The 20,432-nt window shown below is 71.0% G+C and carries 13 protein-coding genes; 7 read left to right on the forward strand and 6 right to left on the reverse strand.

Going from position 1 to position 20,432, the window contains the following annotated elements:
- Window positions 1-63 precede the first annotated feature (63 nt).
- From ACYQ5L_RS37425 to ACYQ5L_RS37435, 3 genes are all read right to left on the reverse strand, one after another.
- Complete coding sequence (locus ACYQ5L_RS37425; RefSeq protein WP_459962949.1) at window positions 64-927, reverse strand: RNA polymerase sigma factor; 864 nt, start codon at window positions 925-927, stop codon at window positions 64-66.
- A 127-nt stretch (window positions 928-1,054) separates the two neighbouring features.
- Entirely contained in the window at window positions 1,055-1,927 is an 873-nt protein-coding gene (locus ACYQ5L_RS37430; protein WP_459962950.1) for a haloalkane dehalogenase, read from the reverse strand.
- 73 nt (window positions 1,928-2,000) lie between these two features.
- Window positions 2,001-2,510, reverse strand: coding sequence for a MarR family winged helix-turn-helix transcriptional regulator (locus ACYQ5L_RS37435; protein ID WP_459962951.1), 510 nt, complete (start codon window positions 2,508-2,510; stop codon window positions 2,001-2,003).
- A gap of 111 nt (window positions 2,511-2,621) precedes the next feature.
- Here ACYQ5L_RS37435 and ACYQ5L_RS37440 point away from each other — a divergent pair, with 111 nt between their 5' ends.
- Window positions 2,622-4,322: an MFS transporter gene (locus ACYQ5L_RS37440; RefSeq protein ID WP_459962953.1), complete on the forward strand. Its 1,701-nt coding sequence runs from the start codon at window positions 2,622-2,624 to the stop codon at window positions 4,320-4,322.
- A gap of 47 nt (window positions 4,323-4,369) precedes the next feature.
- Window positions 4,370-5,530, forward strand: coding sequence for a zinc-binding dehydrogenase (locus ACYQ5L_RS37445; RefSeq protein WP_459962954.1), 1,161 nt, complete (start codon window positions 4,370-4,372; stop codon window positions 5,528-5,530).
- Window positions 5,531-5,537: 7 nt separating this feature from the next.
- Here the strand turns inward: ACYQ5L_RS37445 and ACYQ5L_RS37450 are convergent, their stop codons facing one another.
- The 3 genes from ACYQ5L_RS37450 to ACYQ5L_RS37460 form a co-directional block, all read right to left on the reverse strand.
- The gene (locus tag ACYQ5L_RS37450; protein WP_459962955.1) at window positions 5,538-7,175 is read right to left on the reverse strand and encodes a dynamin family protein; all 1,638 of its coding nucleotides are present in this window, start codon (window positions 7,173-7,175) and stop codon (window positions 5,538-5,540) included.
- Between the two features lie 161 nt (window positions 7,176-7,336).
- Window positions 7,337-9,196, reverse strand: a complete 1,860-nt coding sequence (locus tag ACYQ5L_RS37455) for a dynamin family protein (protein ID WP_459962956.1) — start codon at window positions 9,194-9,196, stop codon at window positions 7,337-7,339.
- A 27-nt stretch (window positions 9,197-9,223) separates the two neighbouring features.
- Entirely contained in the window at window positions 9,224-11,317 is a 2,094-nt protein-coding gene (locus tag ACYQ5L_RS37460; RefSeq protein WP_459962957.1) for an IniB N-terminal domain-containing protein, read from the reverse strand.
- A gap of 317 nt (window positions 11,318-11,634) precedes the next feature.
- Between ACYQ5L_RS37460 and ACYQ5L_RS37465 the strand changes: the two genes are divergently transcribed.
- The 5 genes from ACYQ5L_RS37465 to ACYQ5L_RS37485 all read left to right on the forward strand — a co-directional run bounded on the left by ACYQ5L_RS37465 (window position 11,635) and on the right by ACYQ5L_RS37485 (window position 20,399).
- Window positions 11,635-13,398, forward strand: a complete 1,764-nt coding sequence (locus ACYQ5L_RS37465; protein ID WP_459962958.1) for an Hsp70 family protein — start codon at window positions 11,635-11,637, stop codon at window positions 13,396-13,398.
- Between the two features lie 13 nt (window positions 13,399-13,411).
- Window positions 13,412-16,327 carry a LuxR C-terminal-related transcriptional regulator gene (locus ACYQ5L_RS37470; RefSeq protein WP_459962959.1) on the forward strand — a complete coding sequence of 972 codons (2,916 nt, stop codon included), beginning with the start codon at window positions 13,412-13,414 and terminating at the stop codon, window positions 16,325-16,327.
- Window positions 16,328-16,372: 45 nt separating this feature from the next.
- Window positions 16,373-17,500: a hypothetical protein gene (locus tag ACYQ5L_RS37475; RefSeq protein WP_459962960.1), complete on the forward strand. Its 1,128-nt coding sequence runs from the start codon at window positions 16,373-16,375 to the stop codon at window positions 17,498-17,500.
- A gap of 104 nt (window positions 17,501-17,604) precedes the next feature.
- Window positions 17,605-18,951, forward strand: a complete 1,347-nt coding sequence (locus tag ACYQ5L_RS37480) for a S1 family peptidase (RefSeq protein ID WP_459962961.1) — start codon at window positions 17,605-17,607, stop codon at window positions 18,949-18,951.
- A gap of 113 nt (window positions 18,952-19,064) precedes the next feature.
- The gene (locus ACYQ5L_RS37485) at window positions 19,065-20,399 is read left to right on the forward strand and encodes a S1 family peptidase (RefSeq protein ID WP_459962962.1); all 1,335 of its coding nucleotides are present in this window, start codon (window positions 19,065-19,067) and stop codon (window positions 20,397-20,399) included.
- Window positions 20,400-20,432 lie beyond the last annotated feature (33 nt).

Genomic DNA, 20,432 nt, shown 5'->3' on the forward strand with positions numbered 1-20,432 from the left:
GTGCACCTGCCCTTCCACCGGGTGCGTACCCACTGGCGGGCCGGGAATGCAGGGGGCGGCGGTTCATTCCAGCAGGGGAAACCGGCCGGAGCGGAGCAGACCGCCGATCGCCTCCATACGCGCCCGCGGCGCCGCGTAATCCGGATGCGCGCCGATGACGGCGGCCGCATCGTGCAACCGCACCATCTGCCGTTCCGCCTCCGCGACGCTGCGCCCGCCGGGCGTGATCGGATGCGCCGCGAAGGCAGGCCGGCGCGGGTCCACGCGGCCGAGTTCGAGAGCCTTGCCCACCCGCCGTGAGCACTTGCAGAAGGCATCCGGATTCGCCAGCCCGCAGGTCCGGGTGAGGAAGTTCCCGAGCCGTTTCTTGGCTCGCTCCAACCGCTTTCGATACGCGGCGGGAGTGGTGTCGGCGATCCAGGCGGCCTCGGTGGAATTCAGTTCGAACACATCCGAGAGCACGAAGGCGACGCGTTCCTCGCGGGCCAGGCATTGCAGCATGGCCTGGCTGCAGTTGAGCCGCACCTCATGGGTGAGCAGCGTGGATTCGGGACCGCGATAATCCTCGTCCGCCAGACCGTCTTTCAGGCCCTCGCTGAACTCGTCCAGGCTGAGCTGCCGCGCCTCCTGCGGCGTCCGCCGGTTCAGGTTGATCAGATAGTTGACGCCGATCCGGTACGCCCAGGTGAGCAGTTTCGCCTCACCCCGCCAGGTGCCGAGCTTGCCGACCGCCCGCAGCAGGATCTCCTGGGTGGCGTCCTCGGCGTCGGCGGGCCGCCACACCATGCGCAATGCGAGCCGATAGATGGGGTCCTGCAACTGCCGGACGATTTCGCCGACGGCGGTGGAATCCCCGGCGACGGCGCGGGCGACCAGTTCCCGTTCGGCGCCGTCCGGGCCGCGATCGCCGTCCGCTTCGATCTGCATACGGCCAGCCTCGATGCGCGAATCCGACTCCGCAACCCCCCGGTTCGAATGCCGCGCGATCACACCGGAAAGGGATCGCGGGGCGCACCCCGAGGTTCGCCCCGCGATCAGCCCTGCCACGGCGATTTCAGGCTACAACGCGAGCCGTGGTGAGCGCGTGCCGCCGGATCCATTCCGCCACTGCGGTCCCGATGGCGTCGGGCTGGTCCTCGGGGCAGTGGTGTCCCGCCGGGCCGATATTCGCGAGCTCGGTGGACGCGAAGGTCCGCGCCGCCCAGTCGATCACTTCCCCGGACCCGAGGCCGACGCCGTGCTCGACGGCCATGAGCAGCTTGGGGACCTCCGGGGACCGCGCCATCCAGCGGCCGTAGTTCTCGACGATGGCGACCACGTCGGCCGGTTCGCCGCCGAGCGGGAATTCGCGCGGCCACACCAGCATCGGCTTGCGCGATTCCGGGGTCGGGTAGGGCTTGCGGTAGGCCGCGAGGGCTTCCTGCGGCAGGTTGCGGGTGGAGGCGGGCAGGTTGAACTCGATGAACATATTGCGTTCCAGCACCATCTCCTCGCCTTCGGGAGAACGGAAGCGGCGGAACAGCTCCGCGCCCTGCGGCGGCATATCCGACCATTCCAGCGGGCGGAGGAAGGTCTCCACCACCGCGATGCCGCGCACTCGTTCGGGATGCCGCGCCGCCCAGTGCATTCCGAGCGCACCACCCCAGTCGTGGCCGACGATGACCACCCGCTCCAGGCCGAGCGCGTCGAACCAGGCGTCGAGATAGCGGGCGTGGTCGACGAACCGGTAGTCGCTGTCGGGCTTGCCGGAGTCGCCCATGCCGATGAGATCCGGTGCCAGCGCCCGGGTTTCACCGCTGACGTGCGGAATCACATTGCGCCAGATATAGGACGAGGTGGGGTTGCCGTGCAGGAAGACGACGGGAATGTCACCGCCGCCGACGTCGGCGTAGTTGATGAACGAGTCGAGGATGTCGATGGTGGCCATGGGAGGCGTTCCTTCCGGGTGAATTGTCTGCACCTGGTTGGACACACCGAATCCGCGGCTGTGACTCGGCTCTTCAGTGACGCTCGTCACACGGCGGCCGAGACCGCTCGGCGGTCAGGCCGGGATGGATGCCGGGCGTGAGCCCATTGCCGACGGCGACCCGCTGTAGCAGTTCGACCAGCGTGGCCCGCTCGGCCGGATCCAGCGGTGCGAGCAGTTCCGCGTCCAGCCCGGTGACCGATTCCGCCGCGCGGGCCAGGAGCGCATCGGCGGCGGGGAGCAGATGCACTGCGTGCGCGCGCCGGTCGGACGGGTGCTTGCGCCGTTCCACGAGTCCGCGTTTCTCCAGGTCGTCGACGAGCCCGACCATCACATTGCGATGGATGCCGAGCGCCTCGCACAACTGCTGCTGCGAGAGGCCGTCATTGGCCTTCAGGATCCGTAGCGTGCCGAACTGCGGCGGTTTGATGCCGAGCGGGGCGAGCAGGTCGGTGAAGCGGTAGGAGGCGTGACTGCCCAACTGCCCGAACAGGAATGCGGCGTGCTTGTACAGCGGCGGATAGCTGGGCGCGGGATCGGTCACCGGCCCAGCGTACCTGAATGCACCGTTCATGATTGCCATATTGCAGGATAATCACTTCAGGTGCATAGTTTGAGGCGTCGCCCACCCGCACCGAATCGAAGAGAGACCGCCGTGGACACCGACACCGATACCGATACCGACACCTCAACACTCGACCCCCGCCGCTGGATCGCCTTCGCCGTGGTCCTGGCCGCCGGGTTCATGGACCTGCTCGACGTCACCATCGTCAATGTGGCGATACCGAGCATTCAGAACGATCTGAAAGCCGAGTACTCACAGATCGAATGGATCATCGCCGCCTATGTGCTGTCCTTCGCGGCGGTGCTGATCACCGGCGGCCGGCTCGGCGACAGCTACGGCCGCAAGCGGCTGTTCTTGCTCGGCATGGCCGGATTCACCCTCGCCTCGGCGGCCTGCGGGCTCAGTACCGATCCCGCCATGCTCATCGCCTCCCGGTTCGCGCAGGGCGCCATGGCCGGGCTCATGGTGCCGCAGATTCTGGCCATCATCCGGGTCACCTTCCCGAAGGGCGAGCGCGCCAAGGCCATTGCCATCTACAGCGGCGTCGGCGGTTCCGCGTCCGCGGTCGGCCTGGCCCTGGGCGGGCTGCTGGTGCAGTGGGATCTGTTCGGCCTGGGGTGGCGGCCGATCTTTCTGGTGAACATTCCGATCGGCATTCTCGGACTCGTCGCAGCGGCCGTGGTCATGCGGGATTCGCGGTCCGCGCAGCCGCCGCGGCTGGACATCATCGGCATGGCGCTGGCCGTCTCCGCCGTGCTGCTGCTGGTGTACCCGCTCACCGAGGGCCGCCGATTGGATTGGCCCGCCTGGACTTTCGTCATGATCGCGGCCTCGCTGGCGGTCTTCGCCGTGTTCGGCGTCTACGAGCGGTGGCGGGCGCGCACCATCGGCTCCCCGCTCATCGATGTCGATCTGTTCCGCTCCCGGCCGTTCACCGTGGGCCTGGCGAGCTGGCTGCTGTTCTGGATCGGCTTCGGCGGATTCTTCCTGGTCTGGAGTCTGTTCATGCAGGCCGGCCTGGGCTGGTCGCCCATGCGCGCCGGATTGACCTCGGTGCTGTTCGCGGTCGGCGCGGGCATCGGCGCCGGCGTCTCGGTGAGCGTGCTGGCGCCGAAGTTCGGCCGCTGGGTGCTGCTGGGCGGCGGGCTGGTGACCATCGCGGGCTTCGGGCTCTACGGCTGGCTGGCGGCGCGCTACGAATCCGATTTCAACTCGTGGCAGATGGCCTTGCCGCTCATCGTGACCGGCATCGGCTTCGGCTTCGTGGTGGCGCCGACCATCGACATGCTGCTGGGCCAGATTCCCGGTCGCGAGGCGGGGGCGGCGTCCGGGCTGCTCAATACCGGACAGCAGATGGGCATGGCGCTCGGTGTGGCGCTGGTCGGCATTGTGTTCTTCACGCAGCTGGATCACGATTCCGGGCGCGGCGCGGACGCCGTGGCGGCGCAGACGCGGACCGAGCTGGCGGCCGCCGGATTGCCCACGCCGGTGCAGGACGAGATTCTCGCCAATTTCCGTGCCTGCGTGCGGGATCGGTCCGCCGAGGTGGATCCGTCCGCGGTTCCCGCCAGCTGCCGGACCGGCGACGGCGATCCCGCCCTCGCCCGCACCCTCGCCGAGGCGGGCCTGGAGGCCAATGCCGTGAACTTCGCCCACACTTTCGATTTCACGCTGAAATGGGGTATCGCCCTGATGGCCCTGATGTGCCTGGGCTTCCTCGCGCTGCCCCGGGACGCCCGCTTCGAACTGCACGAAGCCGAACTCGCCGATGCGGAGCCCCAGCTGGTCTGACTCCGGCAGAATCCAGCCTTGTCACCGTCTTTCGACAGGAGCGAGTCATGCGCGCAGTCACGTGTACCAAGGGTGAATTCCAGGTGGAGGAGCTGCCGGCCCCCACCCCGGGCCCGGGCCAAGTGCTGATCAACGTGCTGCGCTGCGGTATCTGCGGATCCGACCTGCACGCCCGCAGGCACTGCGACGAACTCGCCGACCTCGCCGCCGCCACCGGCTACGACCACTTCATGCGCTCGGATCAGAGCGTGGTCATGGGTCACGAATTCGTCGGCGAGGTGGTCGATTACGGGCCGAAGACGCGCCGCCGCTGGTCCTCCGGCACACCGGTGGTGGCGCTGCCCATCGTTCGCCACGGCCGCCAGCCGCAGCTGACCGGATTGTCGGCGGCGGCCTCCGGCGGCTATGCCGAACAGGTCCTGGTGCAGGAGTCCATGGCCTTCGCCGTCCCCAATGGGCTGTCCGCCGACCATGCCGCCCTCACCGAGCCGATGGCCGTGGCCTGGCACGCGATCCGCAAGGCGCGGGTCGACAAGCGTCGGCCCGCCTTCGTGATCGGCTGCGGCCCCATCGGTTTAGCGGTCATCGCCCTGTTGAAGGCCTCCGGCGTGCGGACGGTCATCGCCAGCGACCTCTCACCCCGCCGGCGCGAGCTGGCCACCCGCTGCGGCGCGGATATCGTCGTGGACCCGGTCACCGACTCGCCGTGGACCGCTTCCCCCAAGAAGTCCCGGATCAGCGGTGCCACCGATGTGCTCAATCTCGGCTTCGACGCCATGGAACGCCTGCGCAGCCTGCCCGGCATCCCGTGGTGGTATCTGTTCCGTGCCGCCCACACCTTCAACCAAGGTCCGTCCGGCCCGGCCATTTTCGAATGCGTGGGGGTTCCCGGCATCATCGATCAGATCCTCGCGGGCGCGCCGCCGATGTCGCGTGTGATCGTGGTCGGCGTCTGCATGCAGCCCGACACCTTCCGCCCGGCGCTGGCCATCAACAAGGAGATCGAACTCCGCTTCGCCTTCGGCTACGACCCGGGCGAATTCCGCGACACCCTGCACATGCTCGCCGACGGCAAGGTGGACCCGTCCCCGCTCATCACCGGGACCGTCGGCCTCGACGGCGTGGACGCCGCCTACGCCGCCCTGGCCTCCCCGGAACAGCACGCCAAGATCCTGATCGATCCGCGCAGCAGCGTCGCGACCGTATGAGGACGCCTCAGCGATAGGGGCGCAGGCTCGGGAAGGGCGTGGTCGGCAGCTCGTGCAGGATGTCGAGCAGGCCCTCGGCGCTGCGGGCGGCGATCGAGCAGGCGGAGGCCATCATCTGATCGGCCAGCGGGTGCCGGGCGCGAGACCGCCACTTGTGCACAGCGGCAAGGGCTTCCTCGCGCTGGGTCGCCAGGTCGGTGTGGGCGGACAGGCCCAAGCGCAGATGCGGGGCGACGCCCGCACCGCCGATGAGCCGGTGCAACTCGGCCAGATCCGCCGCGGGCAGCGGTAATTCGTCGGCGCGCAGATGTCCGAGCAGGCGGAGTTCGGCGAAGCCGTGCACATCGGCGAGCAGGGTGCGCACGCGCGGGAGCAGCGCGTCGGCCGGAGTGCCCGGGTTGGCGGTGAGAATCCGGGCGAGCGCGGTCAGGGCGGAGTGGGCCTTCAATTCCTCGGCGCGCTGGGCGAATTGGACGTCCAGGACGGTGCGGAGCTCGTCGAGACCGGAGCGCGCGGTGAGCTCGGCGGCCAGCGCCTGGGAATCGCGCACCCCCAGGCGGATGAGGGTGACGGCCAGGCGGATGCCGAACAGGCCGAAGCGGGCGGCCAGGTGGGCGCGCAACTCCGGCGGGACGGGGAGCGGCAGGTCGGGGCGCGCGAAGCGATCGGCGGAGAGCAGGGCCGCGCTCAACTCGTCGACGGGCAGCGCGGCGAGCTCCTCGAAGGCCGCGTATTCGCGTTGCCGCAGGGTGGCGGCGGCGAAGGCGAGCAGGCCCGCGACCGGGATCACGGACTGGCACAGGCCGGTCCGCTCCAGCTCACCCGCGAACCGCGAGGCCACGTCGCGGGCGGAATGCAGCGCGTCGATGCGGCCCGCACCGATCTCGTCGGCCCGGGACACGACGCCGATCACACCCAGCGGGCCGGAGGATCCGCCGGAAAACCCGTGCACCGCAGCCGATCCCAATGCATTCGGCATTCCCCGCGCCGCGCCGTGGCTGCCGCCGCCCGCGCCGATCTGTTCGAGGAAGTCCACATCGGCGGCATCGAGCCTGCGCAGCAGATAGAGCACCGCGTCCGCACTGGGTAGCGCCGCACCCCCGCCCGGGGTGAGCAGCCGCGAGGTGCGCGCCGACACGTCACGCGAGAGGGAGGAGATGCCGGGCGTGTCGATGATGGTGGTCTGTTCCAGCTCGGCGGAGGGCCATTCCACCGCGAGATGGTCCACCTCCCGGGGCCGCGCCGAATTCCAGCGCAGCGCCGACAGATCGAACGTGAGCCCGTGCGCCCCCGGCAGCCCCTCGGCCCCGCGACCGCGCCGGACCACCACATCGGCGCGGGCGCCGTCCATCGAGTACGCGGTGACCCGCGGCGCCGCGCCATGGCGATACCAGGTGACCAGCCGGGTGCACTCGGTCGCGTCGGTGGGCGCGATGTCCTGTCCCACCAGCGCATTCAACAGCGTCGACTTACCCGCCTTGAGCTGTCCGGCCAGCGCCACCCGCAAGGGCTGATCCAGGCGGCGCGCGCATTCCTCCAGGTGCGCGCGCACGCCCGGCTGCTGCGCGAACGCGCGCCGCGCCGCCGCCACGAGCCCGCGGGTCTCGGGTCCCAGCCCGAATCCCGGTCCCGCTTCGTCCCTCATCGGCTCCCGATTCCGAAGCACGCCTCACCTCCACACATCGCCCCTCATTCGCGCGCACTCCGTCCGGCGTTAGCAATGCCCGATCTGAAATGACGGCGACCGGGACATGGTGGCGGCGACACACGGCGAAATCCCGCCACCATGTCCCGGTCGGCGATGTTTCACACCGCGCCGCCCTCGGGCAGCGCCCGCGGTGCGGGGGCGGGGGTGAGAATGGCGTCGGCCTGGCGGCGGAGTTCGGCCACCACACGCAGGCGGCGCTCGAGTTCGGCGCAGCGTTCGGTGCGGCGGGTGGATTCGACGGTAGCGGCCTGCTGGGCGGCGCGCAGGGATTCGTCGAGGGAGCGCAGGGTGCGGTCGGCGATGGCGGTGAAATGGTCGCGCAAGAGCCGGTGGATGCGGTGCAGGCGGTCCTTGGTCTCCTTGGCGGTGTGGAAGGCGACGTCGTCGAGGTAGCGGCGGACCGCGATCTTGGCGTCATTGCGGCGCTTGGCCAGGCGGGCCTGTTTGTCGTCGCGGAAGGCCTTGCCGCCGAGGATGGCTCCCGCGCCCAGCGACAGCGGGTTGATGAGGGCCATGCCCGCGAGCGTGCCGACGAGACCGACCATGACCACGCCGCCGTAGGAGCCCTTGACGCCCACCAGCAGCTTGTGGGTGAAGCCGAGGTCCGGTTCCAGATCCGCGAGGGTGCAGGATCCGGCCCGGGACGCCTTGTCCTCCAGGTTCTCCCGGACGTCGGGGAGGTCGACGGCACCGAGTTCGGTGAAATGGGTCGCCACCTTTTCGGCGAGGCGGACGGTGCGGGTGCTGGTCCACAGCAGGTTGTCGCCCACGGCGGTGCCGACGGTGGTGGTCAGCCATTCGTCCATGCTGTCCCAGTGCCGGCCCGGATCGTGGTCGTCGATCCAGTCCTCGGCGGTGCGGGCGATATTCCGGAGGCGATTGCGCAGGTCGTGGTCGATATCGCCGGCCAGGTCGGTAATGCCGTCGGCGAGAGTCTGCTGCCAGGCCGCGGTGCGGCGCTGCAACTGCTCGGCGGCGGATTTGGCGGAGTGCAGTTCGCGGATGGCGGCCGCGCCGCGTTCCGGATCGCGCAGCGCGACCAGCTCGCTGCCCAGCGCCAGGGCCAAATGCTCCGCCGCCGAGCCGATATCGAGGGCGACGGTGCGCCGCATGGCGGATTGATCACGCGCCACCACCTGGTCGCGCAGGAATTGGAAGACCGCACCGAACCCGGATTCGCGGCCGAGCTGCTCGTCCTGCAGGCGCAGCGCGTGGGTGCGCAGCACGGACGACACCGGCAGCATCGGCACCTCCAGACCGGCGGTGCGCAGATGCCGCTCGTTCGCCTCGAACACCTGCCGCCAGTGCGGATACAGGTCGATCTTGGTGAGCAGCACCGCGACCGCCGGGCACAGCTCCCGCACCTGGCGCAGGAAGTCCATTTCCGGATCGGTGAGCTCGGTGGAGGCGTCGGTGAGCACCAGCACCGCGTCGGCGGCCGGGGCCTGGGCGAGCACCGCCGCCCCGCCGCCGCTGCCGTGCGTGCCCAGCCCCGGGGTGTCGGCGACGACGATCCCGTCGGCGAGCAGCCGGTTCGGGGTCTCGATCTCCACCCGCAGCACCGGCCGCCCCTGGGCCTGCGGGGCGCGGGCGGTGCCGGCGCCGATCTGTTCGACCGGCACCGGCACCCGGGTGGTCTCGCCGCCCTCGTTCCCGGCGAGCACCAACTCCGCCCGCGCCTGCGCGCCGTGTGACAGCTGCGCCGTCACCGTCGTGGTGGTGTCATCTCCCACCGGGCAGATCTCCAGGTTGAGCAGCGCGTTCACGAACTGGCTCTTGCCCTGGTTCCCCAGCCCGGCCACCACGATCCGCCGCCGCGGATCGCGCACCCGCCCGGCGAGCGTCTCCAGTCGCCCGACCAGATCCCCGCGTTGCGCGTCCCGCGCCACCGCAATGGTTTCCGACAGTATCGACAGCAGCGGATGCGCGGCCACAGTCCCCGACACAGCGATATTCACCGATCCTTCAACAACTTTCAGCGGACGTCAGGAATGCAGCATGTCGCCGACGACATCCCCGCCGGCCCCGCCGCCGAACTCCACCCCGCCCTGCGCCCCGCCGTCCGCGAACAGCCCGCCATCCAGCCCGCCGCCTTCCACCCCGGCCCCGAACGCCTGCGAAACATCCACCCCCGCCCAAGGATTCGCCCCCACCGAAACCCCGGCCTCCACCGCACCCCCGCCGCCCACGCCGACCTCGACCCCATTCCCCACCGAGGTCTCCACCCCCGCAACGGCATTCCCCACACCGGTCAACCCGGTCTCCACACCGCTACCCAGCTCGGCCCCCGCCCCGCCGACTCCGTTCAGCCCAGCCTCGAGCCCGGTGCCCACCGCACCACCCGCGTTCGCGGCAGCATCGAGCCCACCGGAGATTCCGGCGTCGAGCCCCGAACCGAGCTGCGCCCCAGCGCCCACGGTGGTATCCACGGCACCCGAAAGACCGGTCTCCAGTCCGGCCCCGACCTGCGAGCCCAGTCCCAGCCCCGCGTCGACCCCGCCCGAAAGCCCAGCGTCCAGCCCCGAACCGAGCTGCGCGCCGGCACCCGCCGCGACATCGACGGCACCGGAAAGCCCCGTCTCCAAACCACTTCCGAGCTCTGCACCGGCCCCGACGGCGCCGGACAGACCGGCGTCCAGCCCGGTGCCCAGCGCGCCGCCCGCGTTCGCGGCCGCATCGAGCCCGCCGGAGATTCCGGCATCGAGCCCCGAGCCGAGCTGCGCTCCAGCACCGACGGTGGTGTCCACCGCACCCGAAAGCCCGGTCTCCAAACCACTTCCGAGCTGCCCGCCCGCTCCGACAACCGCGTCGACCGCTCCACCCAGCCCCGTTTCCAGGCCCGCACCCACCTGCCCACCGGCATCCACGACCGCGCCGAGACCGGTTTCCAGTCCGGCGCCCACCTGCGCACCAGCGTTCACGGCCGCGCCGAGGCCCGCACCGAGACCGGTTTCGAGACCGGCGCCGACCTGTCCACCGGCATTCACAGCCCCATCGACAGCTGTGGACAAACCCGCACCGAGGCCCGCACCGAGCTGCGCGCCCAAACCCGTTGCCGCGTCGATGCTTCCACCGAGACCCGCTCCTACCTCGAGGCCGGTGTCGATCCCGGTGTTCAGGGCCGTCTCGAGGCCAGCCCCCGCTTGCGCACCGGCGTTCACGGCCGCGCCGAGGCCCGCACCGAGACCGGTTTCGAGACCGGCGCCGACCTGTCCACCGGCATTCACAGCCCCATCGACAGCTGTGGACAAACCCGCGCCGAGGCCCGCACCGAGCTGCGCGCCCAAACCCGTTGCCGCGTCGATGGCTCCGGCGAGGCCGGTTTCGAGGCCGGCTCCTGCCTGGAGGCCGGTGTTCAAGGCGGTCTCCAGGCTTGCGCCAGCTTGTGCACCGGCGTTCACGGCCGCACCGATTCCGGCGGACAGGCCGGTTTCGAGGCCGGCGCCGAGTTGAGCGGCCGCGTCGATCGCGCCGCCGAGGCCGGTTTCCAGGCCGCCGGTGAGGGCGGCGCCCGCGCCGAGAGCCGCGCCGAGACCGGCTTCCAGACCGGCGGCGGCGTCGGCGGCCGCGGAGACGGCGGTGCCGAGGCCCGCCGACAGGTCCGCGCCGATGGTGGTGGCCGCGCCGACGACGCCGCCCAGGCCGGTGGCCAGGCCGAGGTCGAGGCCCGCGGCGAGGTCGGCGCCCAGGCCGACCTCGGCGCCGGCGCCGATATTCACGGCGGCTCCGGTCGTCCCCGCCGCGACCGTGCCGAGGTTCGCTCCGGTCGCGCCGTTCACGCCGAGCGCTCCGTTGAGGCCCGCGGCGCCATTGAGACCGGCGGCGCCGTTGAGGCCCGCGGCGGCCCCGGCCTCGGCGGCCGCACCGGCGCCCGCGGCAATGATGGCGGACAGCTGCGAACCTCCCGCTACCAGCGCGGATTCGGCGACCATGGGTGCGACGGCGGCAATGTCCTCGGGGGTGACGGCGCCCAGGCCGGCGGCGGCGAGGGCTTCGCCGGGTGCGGTGCAGTAGGCGGCGGCCGCGTCCTGATCCCGCAGCAGGTTGAGGATGAACTCGAGAATTGCGTTGGGGCTCATGGTTAATCGTCTCCTGGATGGGCGGGTCCGGTTGACCCGCGCTGCTCGAATTGCCTTTCACGCTAGGAAGCCGACGCGTTACGCCGAAACGGGGTGAAACCCCCGGGTTTCCTGTTGGTCCGGATTGGGGGGTTGGCGGCCATTAGGGGAATTTCCCCGAACCTGGGGGGTGAACAGTAACGACAGTCCCCCAGCAACCGACAGGAACGGTGGGCCGCCCGGCCTACCCACGGTTTTCGTACTTATCGGACTGAAGAGCTTTCGAGCCGCACGCGATTCACCCGACGCGTGTCTGGAAATGTGACAGGGGAACTCGAATGAGTCAGGGTCTGGCGCTCGGCATCACGGTCGGGTCGTCGAACACGGTCGCCGTGACGGCTTCGGGGGGACAGCGCACCGTACATCCGCTGCCGAACGCACTCGGCGGCGAACCGGAACTTCCGGAGAGCTTCCTGTCCCGGGTGGGGGACCCGGTGGACATCCGCACCAGAGACGGATCCGCTGTTCGCGCAGCGGATCTCGTGGCGCGCGCGATCGGCCGCGCCATCGACGCCACCGGGCCGGCCGCGGCCACGGTCGCCTGCTATCCGGCCTGGTGGCCGCAGCACACGGTGGAGGTGCAGCGGGCCGCGCTCGGCGCCGCCGGACTCGACGGCGTGGCGCTCGTCCCCGAGCCCGCGGCGGCCATGCGGTGGCTACAGGAAGTCCACGAATCCAGCCATGACGGCGCCATGGTGGTGTACGACCTGGGGGCGACGGGTTTGACCGTTTCCGTCGCCCGCACCGGCAGTATGTCCGGTTTGCTCGGTGAACCGGTGCGCGCCACCACGGTGGCCGGTGCGGAATTCGATCTGCTGACCATGCGCCACGTGCTCGCATTCGCGGTGGGCGAAAAGGATTTCGACCCGTTCGATCCTTTGCTGGAGCAAGAATTGTCGGCCCTGCGCGACCGCTGCAGAATTGCGAAAGAAACGCTCTCCAAAAAGACGGCGACCATGGTTCCCGTCCGTTTGCCCGCCCTCGGCATGGACGTCCGCCTGGTCCGCGACGAAGTCGAAGACCTCTATCGCTCCCGCCTGGTCACCTCCCTCGACCTGGTGCGCGAGGCCATCCGCCGCGCCGGCCTGACCAGCGGCGAGCTCGACGGCATCCTGCTCACCGGCGGCGGCTCCGCCATTCCGCTGGTCACCGAACTGCTCTCCACCGAATTCGGCATCCCGGTCGCGACCGCCGCCGACCCGGCCCACCTCAGCACCCACGGCGCCGCGCTGCTGGCCGCCGACCTGCTGGCCGACACCACCCCCACCGAACCGCACGCGGCATTGTCGGCACTGCCGGCCACCCGCGCCCGCCACCCCGAGGACCGCCCGGCCCGTCCCGGCGAGACCCGCAACGCCCCGGCCCGGATCGGCGAGTCCGGCCCCGCCGACGACCGCACCGGGCAGATCGCGGCGGTTCCCGCCGTCCGCGACGCACGCCCCGGCTCCGCCGAGAACGGTCGCACCACCGATGCGGACCCCGCCGCGGACCGGGCACTCCCGGCGCTACCGCGCGAGGCGGACCGCCGGGGCGGTTTCACGCACTGGCGGCGCGCGGCCGTCCTCGGCGCGGCCGCGATCGCGGTGGCCGCCCTGGCCACGGGCACGCTCGCCATGGGCACCGGCACGCAGTCCGCTCCCTCGGAACCCGCTGCCCCGCAACCCGCTTCGACCACGGCCGCCGCACTGGACAATCCGGAGACCCCGCAGTCCACCGGTCAGGCCGCCCCCGTCGGCAACCCGGTCGTCACGGCCGCGCCGCCGGGCGCCGCGGCCCCGGGTTCGGCGCCGGCCGCCGCCACCGGGCCCACCCCCGGTCAGCCCACCACCGACCCGTCCACCCAGCCCGTCGCCGCGGGTCCCTCGTCACCGCAACAGGATCCGGCCGCCCCCGCGCAGCTACCCGCGCAACCGCAGCCCGATGTGCCGCATGCGCCGTCCCTTCCATCGCTCCCCACCGGGGCCCTCACCGATGCCGTCGACCAGCTCGGCAGCGCGGTTCCCCCGGTGCCGGGCCAGATCCTTCCGCGTTCCGGCGGCTGAGAGTTGGTTTTTCGTGATAGGCAATTCCCCGGTCGCGCTCGAATCTCTCCCGTGCGCGCGAGAACTGTTGCGGGAGCTGGACTCCGATGATCCGGCTCCCCCGCTCTACCTGATCCGCGGCCGCTCCGGCACCGGCAAGTCCACGCTGCTGGCCGCCGCCCGCACCAGACTCCGCCAGCGCGGCCTCACCCTCACCGACAATCCGCGCGATGCGCTCCCCGCCGACGGTTCCGGCATCGCCGGCGCGCCCGCACCGTCGCACACGCCCGCCGGGACCGGCGCTCCGGTCGATCGGACGCGCCTGGCGCTGGTGCTGGACGACGCGCACACGCTGGATCGGTCCACCTTCGACGCGCTGTGCACCGCGGTCGAATCCGCCCGCTGCACGGTGATCATCACACTGCGCCCCCGGCCGCACGACGCCCGGCTGCGGGAGCTGGCGGATCTGGTGGCGCGCCGCGGCCGGGTGCTCGATCTGCGGGCGCTCGGCGTGGCCGAGATCGCACCCTTCGCACGTGAACTCGGCATGATGGTGCCGCGCGGCCTGGCACAGCACATCCACAGCCGGACGGCGGGAATTCACGGCGGCGTGGTGGCCGCGCTCACCGCCGCCTGCGCGACCCGCTTGGACGCCGGTGTGGCCGCCGTGGACGACGCCGTCGCCGCCTGGGCGCGCACGCGCCTCGACGAGGCGGACCCGGATCTGCTCGATACCTTCGTGGTGGCGGCCATCGGCGCGGGCCTGGACACCAGTGAGATCACCGAAGTGCTCGACGTCTCGCTCACCGCGGCGCAGTCTCTGGTGGATCGCGCCCGCGGCAGCGCCCTGATCACCGATGCGGACCTCCTGCTCGAACCGGCCGTCGCCGCCCTGCGCACCCTGGTCGGCGATCGCCGCTATCTCGCGGTCCAGCGCCGCCTGCTGCACGCCCGCCTGGATGCCGGACTCTTGCGCGAGCACACCGCCCTGCTGCTCGCCGAGTCCGGGGTGCGCGACCCGCAACTGGCCGAATTCCTCTGCACGACAGCCGAGAAGGCCGGAGACGAGGCCGTCCGCCACTACGCGGCCGCGGCGGCGGCCGGCGCCGACCGCGACGCCATCGCCGTCCGGTGGGCCGATGCGGCGGCGCGCACCGGCGATTGCGAGACCGCGCTGCGACTGGCCGAACCCGTCCTGGCCCGTGCGGACGTCGCACCGTCCGAATTGGCCGCCGCCGTTCGCATCTGCGCCGGCGTCTGGACCCGCCGCGGCCTGACCGCCCGCGCCGCGCAGCTCTACACCTGGCTCGGCCCGCACCGCATCGGCGCGGACTGGGCGGTCGGCGCTACCGTTCTGTCCCTCGCCGGTGACGCCGCGGGCGCCCGCACCCTGACAGCCTTCTCGTCGCACTGGCCGCCGACCGAGGCCACGGCCCGCGCCGGTTTGATCGCCGATGCGCTGTCGGGCACGACCACCACCGAGTTCTCGGTCCGGCCACCCGGTTCCGGCCCCGTGATATCCGACTCCGGTCGGCTGCCACACGATTCCGCTCCCGATCGGACCGGCACAGTGCACACGCCGCGCATCCGGGGCGCCTCCGACGCCGGGTATGCGACCGGCGCGGTCCCGGTCGCGCGGCGGGATGGTCCCGGCCCCGACACCACCCCTTCCGGCCGCACGCGCGCGGATTCCGCAACGGACGCCGCAGCGCGGCCGGCGTCCGCGGGCGACGGTGGCCTGCTCCCGGCAGCCCCGATCGTTCCGGGGGCGGGTACGCCTTCCGTGCGGCATGCGGGTTCCGCACCCGGTGCGCGTGGCGCCGCCATGGCGGCGGCCGCGGCGCTGATTCACGCCGCGAATTCCGGGGTGGCGCCCGCGGACAACGGCGGGGATCGGTTCCTGCCCTGCTCTGCCGTGTCGATCGCGACGCTGCTGTGCCTGAGCATGGGCGATCCGGGCCGGGCGGCGGATGCGCTGCGGGGCGGGGCGCGCGATCCCCAGCAGCGGGTGCTGGCCGCGTGGGTCGCCATGCTCGGCGGCAATGAGCAATCGGCCGCGGACGGGCTCGCCGAGGTCGACCTCGCGGCGCTGGATCCGCGGGATCGGCTGCTCGCCCACGGTGCGCTGGTGGGACTGGCGCGGCGGAGCGGCGACCACACCGCGCTGACCGTGGCGTGGCGGGCCGCGTGCCCGCTGTTCGACGAGGTGGGCGCGGATCTGCTGGCGCTGTTGCCGATCGGGGAACTGTGGCTGGCGGGTGTGCGGCTGCGGGACGAGGCGCGGGTGTTGCCGCTGGTGGACGCGGCGCTGGATCTGCTGCGGCGCCTGGGCGATCCGCCCGCGTGGGCGAATGCCTTCCACTGGTACGCGATTCAGGCCGCCATCGCGCACGAGAGCCCGGGCGATCTGCTGCCGCACGCCCATCGGCTGAAGACCGCCGCCGCGGCGGGCGATCCGCAGGCGGCCGCCCTGGCCGATGCGGGCCGCACCTGGGTGCTGGTGCTGCGCGGTGAGGTGGAGCGGGAGTCGGTGGAGGCGGCGGTGCAGCGGCTGGCGGCGCTCGGCGCCAGCTGGGATGCGGCGCGGCTGGCGAGCGAGGCCGCGCTGGCGGCCGATGACGCGACCACCGCGACGGCGCTGCTGAAGCTGGCCCGGACGGTGCGCGCGCAGTCGCGGCCGCCGGAGACCCCGGTGCGGCCGGGCGCGCCGGCGGCCCCGGTCCCGCGCCCGCAACCGGTGGTCGACGCCGTGCTCAGTGATCGCGAGCGGGAGGTCGCCGAATTGGTGCTACTGGGCTTGACCTATCGTGAGATCGGCGCTCGCCTCTATATCTCCGCGAAAACCGTGGAGCATCACGTGGCCCGGATCCGGCGCCGGATCGGTGCGAGCAGCCGATCGGAGTTATTGTCGATGCTCCGCGCCATGGGTCACGGATCACTCCTCGTATGATCACGGCGCGGGGAGGACCCGGACGCACCGAGTGAGGTAACGAGGATGGCCACAGGGGTGGGCCTGCGGATCGCGGACGACGAATGCGTCGTGGCGGTCGTCACCGGTGACGACTCCACACTTCCGGTGCACTACATCGTGCGCGAGTCGGTCCTGCACATGTCCGACGACGGCGATGCCGCGCTGGGCGGACCGCAGCCGGACGGGCATACGCATTCCATCAGCGGTTTCGTGACGGCGGTCGGCGATCCGGCGGGCATCCCGGTCGACGACGGCGAGGCGTACCGCGCCGAGGACCTGATGGCCACGGCCGCCTTCTGCCTCATCCAGTTGGCGGCCGATCACCTGAACGGCCCGGCCGAGTTCTACGCCACCCATCCGACCGACTGGTCCGAGGCGCATATCCGCGCCCTGCGCGAGGCGCTGGACTACCTGGGCCTGAAGTCGGTGGTGCTGGTCAGCGAGCGCGATCTGCCCCAGCCGGAGGGCGAGCCCGGAAAATCGCTCGCCTACAACGCCGCCCGCGCGGCCCTGGCCGCGGTGCTCTCCACACCGGCGGGCCTCACCCCGCCCGATCCCACCGCGAGCACCGAGAATGCCGCCGAGGTCACCGAGGTGCTGCCGGCACTGAAGTTCCCGGAACCGGTGGCGCAGGCGTATTCCGCGGCGCTGTCGATCTCCACCACCGCCGAGCCCGCCGTGCGGACCGATACCGCCGAATCCGCGGCGGTCAAGATCAAGCCGCGGGCCCATCGCGGCCCCTACGTGATCGCCGCGGTCACCGCGGTGATCGGTTTGCTCCTGGGTGGCCTCGGGGTGGCGGCGATGTTGCGCGCCGACGAGGAGAAGGCGGGCCCGCCGCGCGGCGAGGTGGTCTCCGATCCGGGGACCGCCGGTGCGGTGCCGCCGCTGCTACCGCCGCCGACGAGTTCCGAGGAACCGGCCCCGATCGCCCCGCCGATCGCCGAGCAGCTGGAAGTGGAGCCGACGACGGAACCGCCGAGCACCGCCAGCGAGACCACCACCGTCACCACGCCGCCGTCCACGACGCCGCCGAGTTCGACCACCACGACCCGTCCGGTGCCGCCGATCTACCGTTACCCGCCGGTACCCACCTTCGACTTGCCGATGCCGCCGGGGTGGGAGGATCCCTGGGCGCAGAATCCGCGATAGTTCACTGCGACCTTCTGTGGTTTGTGCCCTAAAGTGATGCGCTGACCGATGTTCCGCAATGTAACCGGATCGTCGGTCTGCTGGGTGCACTACGAAGGGACTCCATGCGCAAGTTCATGGCGCGCCGCGCCACGGTCATCGGGTTCGCTGCGGCCGTCCTCGCCGGTCCCCTGCTCACCGCCGCACCCGCCACCGCGGAATCGCCGAATCAGCTTGCGGCCGACAACCTTCCCGCCGAACTGGCGCAGGCGATCGAGCGCGATCTGCGGATGACGCCGGCCGAGTACCTGGACCGCGCCGCCAAGGCCCAGCAATTGCAGGACTACGCAAAGGAATTCCGCGCCGAGCGCCCCGAGGAATTCGCCGGCGCCTGGATGGGCGCCGACGGTAAGCCGGTGCTCGCCGTGACGTCTCTCGACGCCGCCCGGGTGGTGGCCGAGGACGGTTATCAGACCCGGCTGGCCCCCATCAATGCCGACGGCCTCGAGGGTTCCCTCGATCAGCTGAACAAGTGGATCAGCGGCCTGCCGCGCGAAATCTCCGGCGCCATCAATTCGGTCGCCATCGATTTCCTCAACAGCCAGCTGGTGGTGAATGTCGCCAACACCCCGGGCGGACATCTGCTGAATCTGCCCACCCTGATCGCGAATATCAAGGTGATCCTGTCCCCCGACGCCGGCGGCCCGATCGAGCGCCGGCCCATGGGCGGCGACACCTACATCAGCGCCCCCACCTCGCTCGGGGATTCCTCGCTGCAGAGCGTGGATGTGTGCTCCTTCGGCTTCAATGCCACCGACGCCTCCGGCAATGCGCTGAATATCAGTGCCGGGCACTGCAATCCGAATCTGGGCAAGGCGAACGACCAGGCCTCGGTCTACCTGCCCGACGTCAAGAATCTGACCGCCAGCCCGCAGGTCGGCACCTTCGTGCACTCGCAGGTGGGCGGCGGCGCGGCCCTGGACTACTCGGTCATCAAGCTCAATGCCGATGCCGTGGCCGCCGGCATGGACCAGCCCAGCGTGCGCGGCGCCAACGGCACCACGCTCGCCATTACCGGCATCGCCAACCCGATCACCGGCGCGCCGGTCTGCAAGTCGGGCCAATCCTCCACGTTCACTTGTGGTTTCGTGATCGCCGACCGGGTGGAGACGCAGCTCTACACCTCCGAGGGCCAATCCAAGACGGTCCGCGGTTTCGCCTCCAGCGCCTGCACCCTGGGCGGCGACAGCGGCGGCGCCATCGTGTCCGGCACCCTGGCGCTGGGCATCACCAGCGGATCGAATGCGGCCGACGCGCCGAACTGCAACGAGGCCAATGCGGCCATGGCGCAGTACGGTGGTACCGCGACCCTGGGTATTCCGATCCGCGCCATCCTGGCCGATATCGAGGCCAATTCCGGTGGTGGACTGGGCAGCGGAATTCAGGTGCGGACCAAGCCCAACGCGGGCTAGTGGGCGACACGCCCCGATCTTGAATCCGACACGCCGTTCGTTTGCCCTGCGAATACCGAATCGTCACCCGGCAATAAGTAGGCATAACGGGCCCGACACCATATAGTCGGCTCATGCTCCTGCCACGTATGCGCTTTTCCTCGCCTGCCGTGGGCACCGGCCCACGCTCCCTTGTCCGCAGAACAGCCATCGCGGCCTCCGCATTGCTGATCACCGGAACATTGGCGGCGAGCGCGCACGCGGAGCCCGCGACCCCCGATCTGCCCGCGGAACTGATCACCGCCATCACCCGCGATCTGAAGATCTCGCCGAAGGACTACCTGCAGCGCGCGGATCTCGCCCAGCAGGTGGCCGCCTTCGCCGCCACCGCGCAGCGCCAGTACCCGCAGGTGTTCGCCGGCGCCTGGCTCGACGAGACCGGCAAGGCCGTCATCGGCCTGGCCCCCGGCACCGGCCTGGAGGACGCCCGCAAGGCGGCGCAGGACGCCGGCTTCTCGGTCAAGGACGTCAGCAAGAGCGAATCGGTCCTGCGCAGCGAGAAGAACGCCTTCCAGAAGTGGCTGGAGGATCAGCCCGCCGATGTGTCGAAGGCCGTGCTCGGCGTCGCCATCGACACCGTGAACAACTCCATCGCGGTGCGCGCGGCCGAGCCCGGCCTGCCGCTGCCCGGTTTCGTCGACCCGGCCCGCGTCATCGTCATGCCGGTCCCGCCGACCGGCAGCGAGGAGCTCGACGTCCAGCAAGCCGCCGCCATCGCCGGTGAGGCCCCGGGCGTGAAGGCCGCCGGCGACGGCTACGCCTCGGTGGCGGGGCGCATGTCGCTGCGCTGCTCGCTCGGCTTCAACGGCACCGACGGCGCCGGCAATGTCGTGAACATCACCGCGGGACACTGCAACCCGAACATTCCGGCCACCGGCGGCGCGAATTCGCCCTCGGTGCACGAGATCCTGGCCGGGGACCGGGTCGGCCCGCAGATCGGCACCTTCCAGAAGTCGGTGCTGGGCAACCAGGACTACTCCATCGTGTCGGTCAACGACAATGCCCGTGACGCGTTCTCCAACAACCTGGTTCGCGTCCCGAACGCCGCGCCCATCGCGGTCACCGGCGTGGCCATCCCGGTGGTCGGCGCCCCGGTCTGCAAGTCGGGCTCCCGCACCGGCTTCAGCTGCGGCGTGGTGAATGCCATCGATCAGACCGTCCAGGTCGGCGACCGGCTGCTGACCCAGTCGTTCTCCGCCAATATCTGCGCGCTGCCCGGCGACTCCGGCGGCCCGATCGTGACCGGCACCCTGGCCCTGGGCATCTCCAGCGCCTCCTCGGTCGCCGACTACCCGATCTGCGAGATCCCCAACCTGATCGGCCTGCTGACCGGCAACACCCCGCAGCTGTTCGCCCAGCCGGTGAGCGTGGTGCTCTCCGACAACCCGGGCCTGCGGGTGCGCACCTAGAGCGAAACGGCAAGAGCCGCAAAGGCCGGTAGT

This window comes from Nocardia sp. IFM 10818 (assembly GCF_054655275.1).

Excerpts from the sequence above, each read along its gene's own strand:
- ACYQ5L_RS37425 (WP_459962949.1), bottom strand. The coding sequence starts at position 927 with ATGCAGATCGAAGCGGACGGCGATCGCGGCCCGGACGGCGCCGAACGG.
- ACYQ5L_RS37430 (WP_459962950.1), bottom strand. The coding sequence starts at position 1,927 with ATGGCCACCATCGACATCCTCGACTCGTTCATCAACTACGCCGACGTC.
- ACYQ5L_RS37445 (WP_459962954.1), top strand. The coding sequence starts at position 4,370 with ATGCGCGCAGTCACGTGTACCAAGGGTGAATTCCAGGTGGAGGAGCTG.
- ACYQ5L_RS37450 (WP_459962955.1), bottom strand. The coding sequence starts at position 7,175 with ATGAGGGACGAAGCGGGACCGGGATTCGGGCTGGGACCCGAGACCCGC.
- ACYQ5L_RS37460 (WP_459962957.1), bottom strand. The coding sequence starts at position 11,317 with ATGAGCCCCAACGCAATTCTCGAGTTCATCCTCAACCTGCTGCGGGAT.
- ACYQ5L_RS37465 (WP_459962958.1), top strand. The coding sequence starts at position 11,635 with ATGAGTCAGGGTCTGGCGCTCGGCATCACGGTCGGGTCGTCGAACACG.
- ACYQ5L_RS37475 (WP_459962960.1), top strand. The coding sequence starts at position 16,373 with ATGGCCACAGGGGTGGGCCTGCGGATCGCGGACGACGAATGCGTCGTG.
- ACYQ5L_RS37480 (WP_459962961.1), top strand. The coding sequence starts at position 17,605 with ATGCGCAAGTTCATGGCGCGCCGCGCCACGGTCATCGGGTTCGCTGCG.
- ACYQ5L_RS37485 (WP_459962962.1), top strand. The coding sequence starts at position 19,065 with ATGCTCCTGCCACGTATGCGCTTTTCCTCGCCTGCCGTGGGCACCGGC.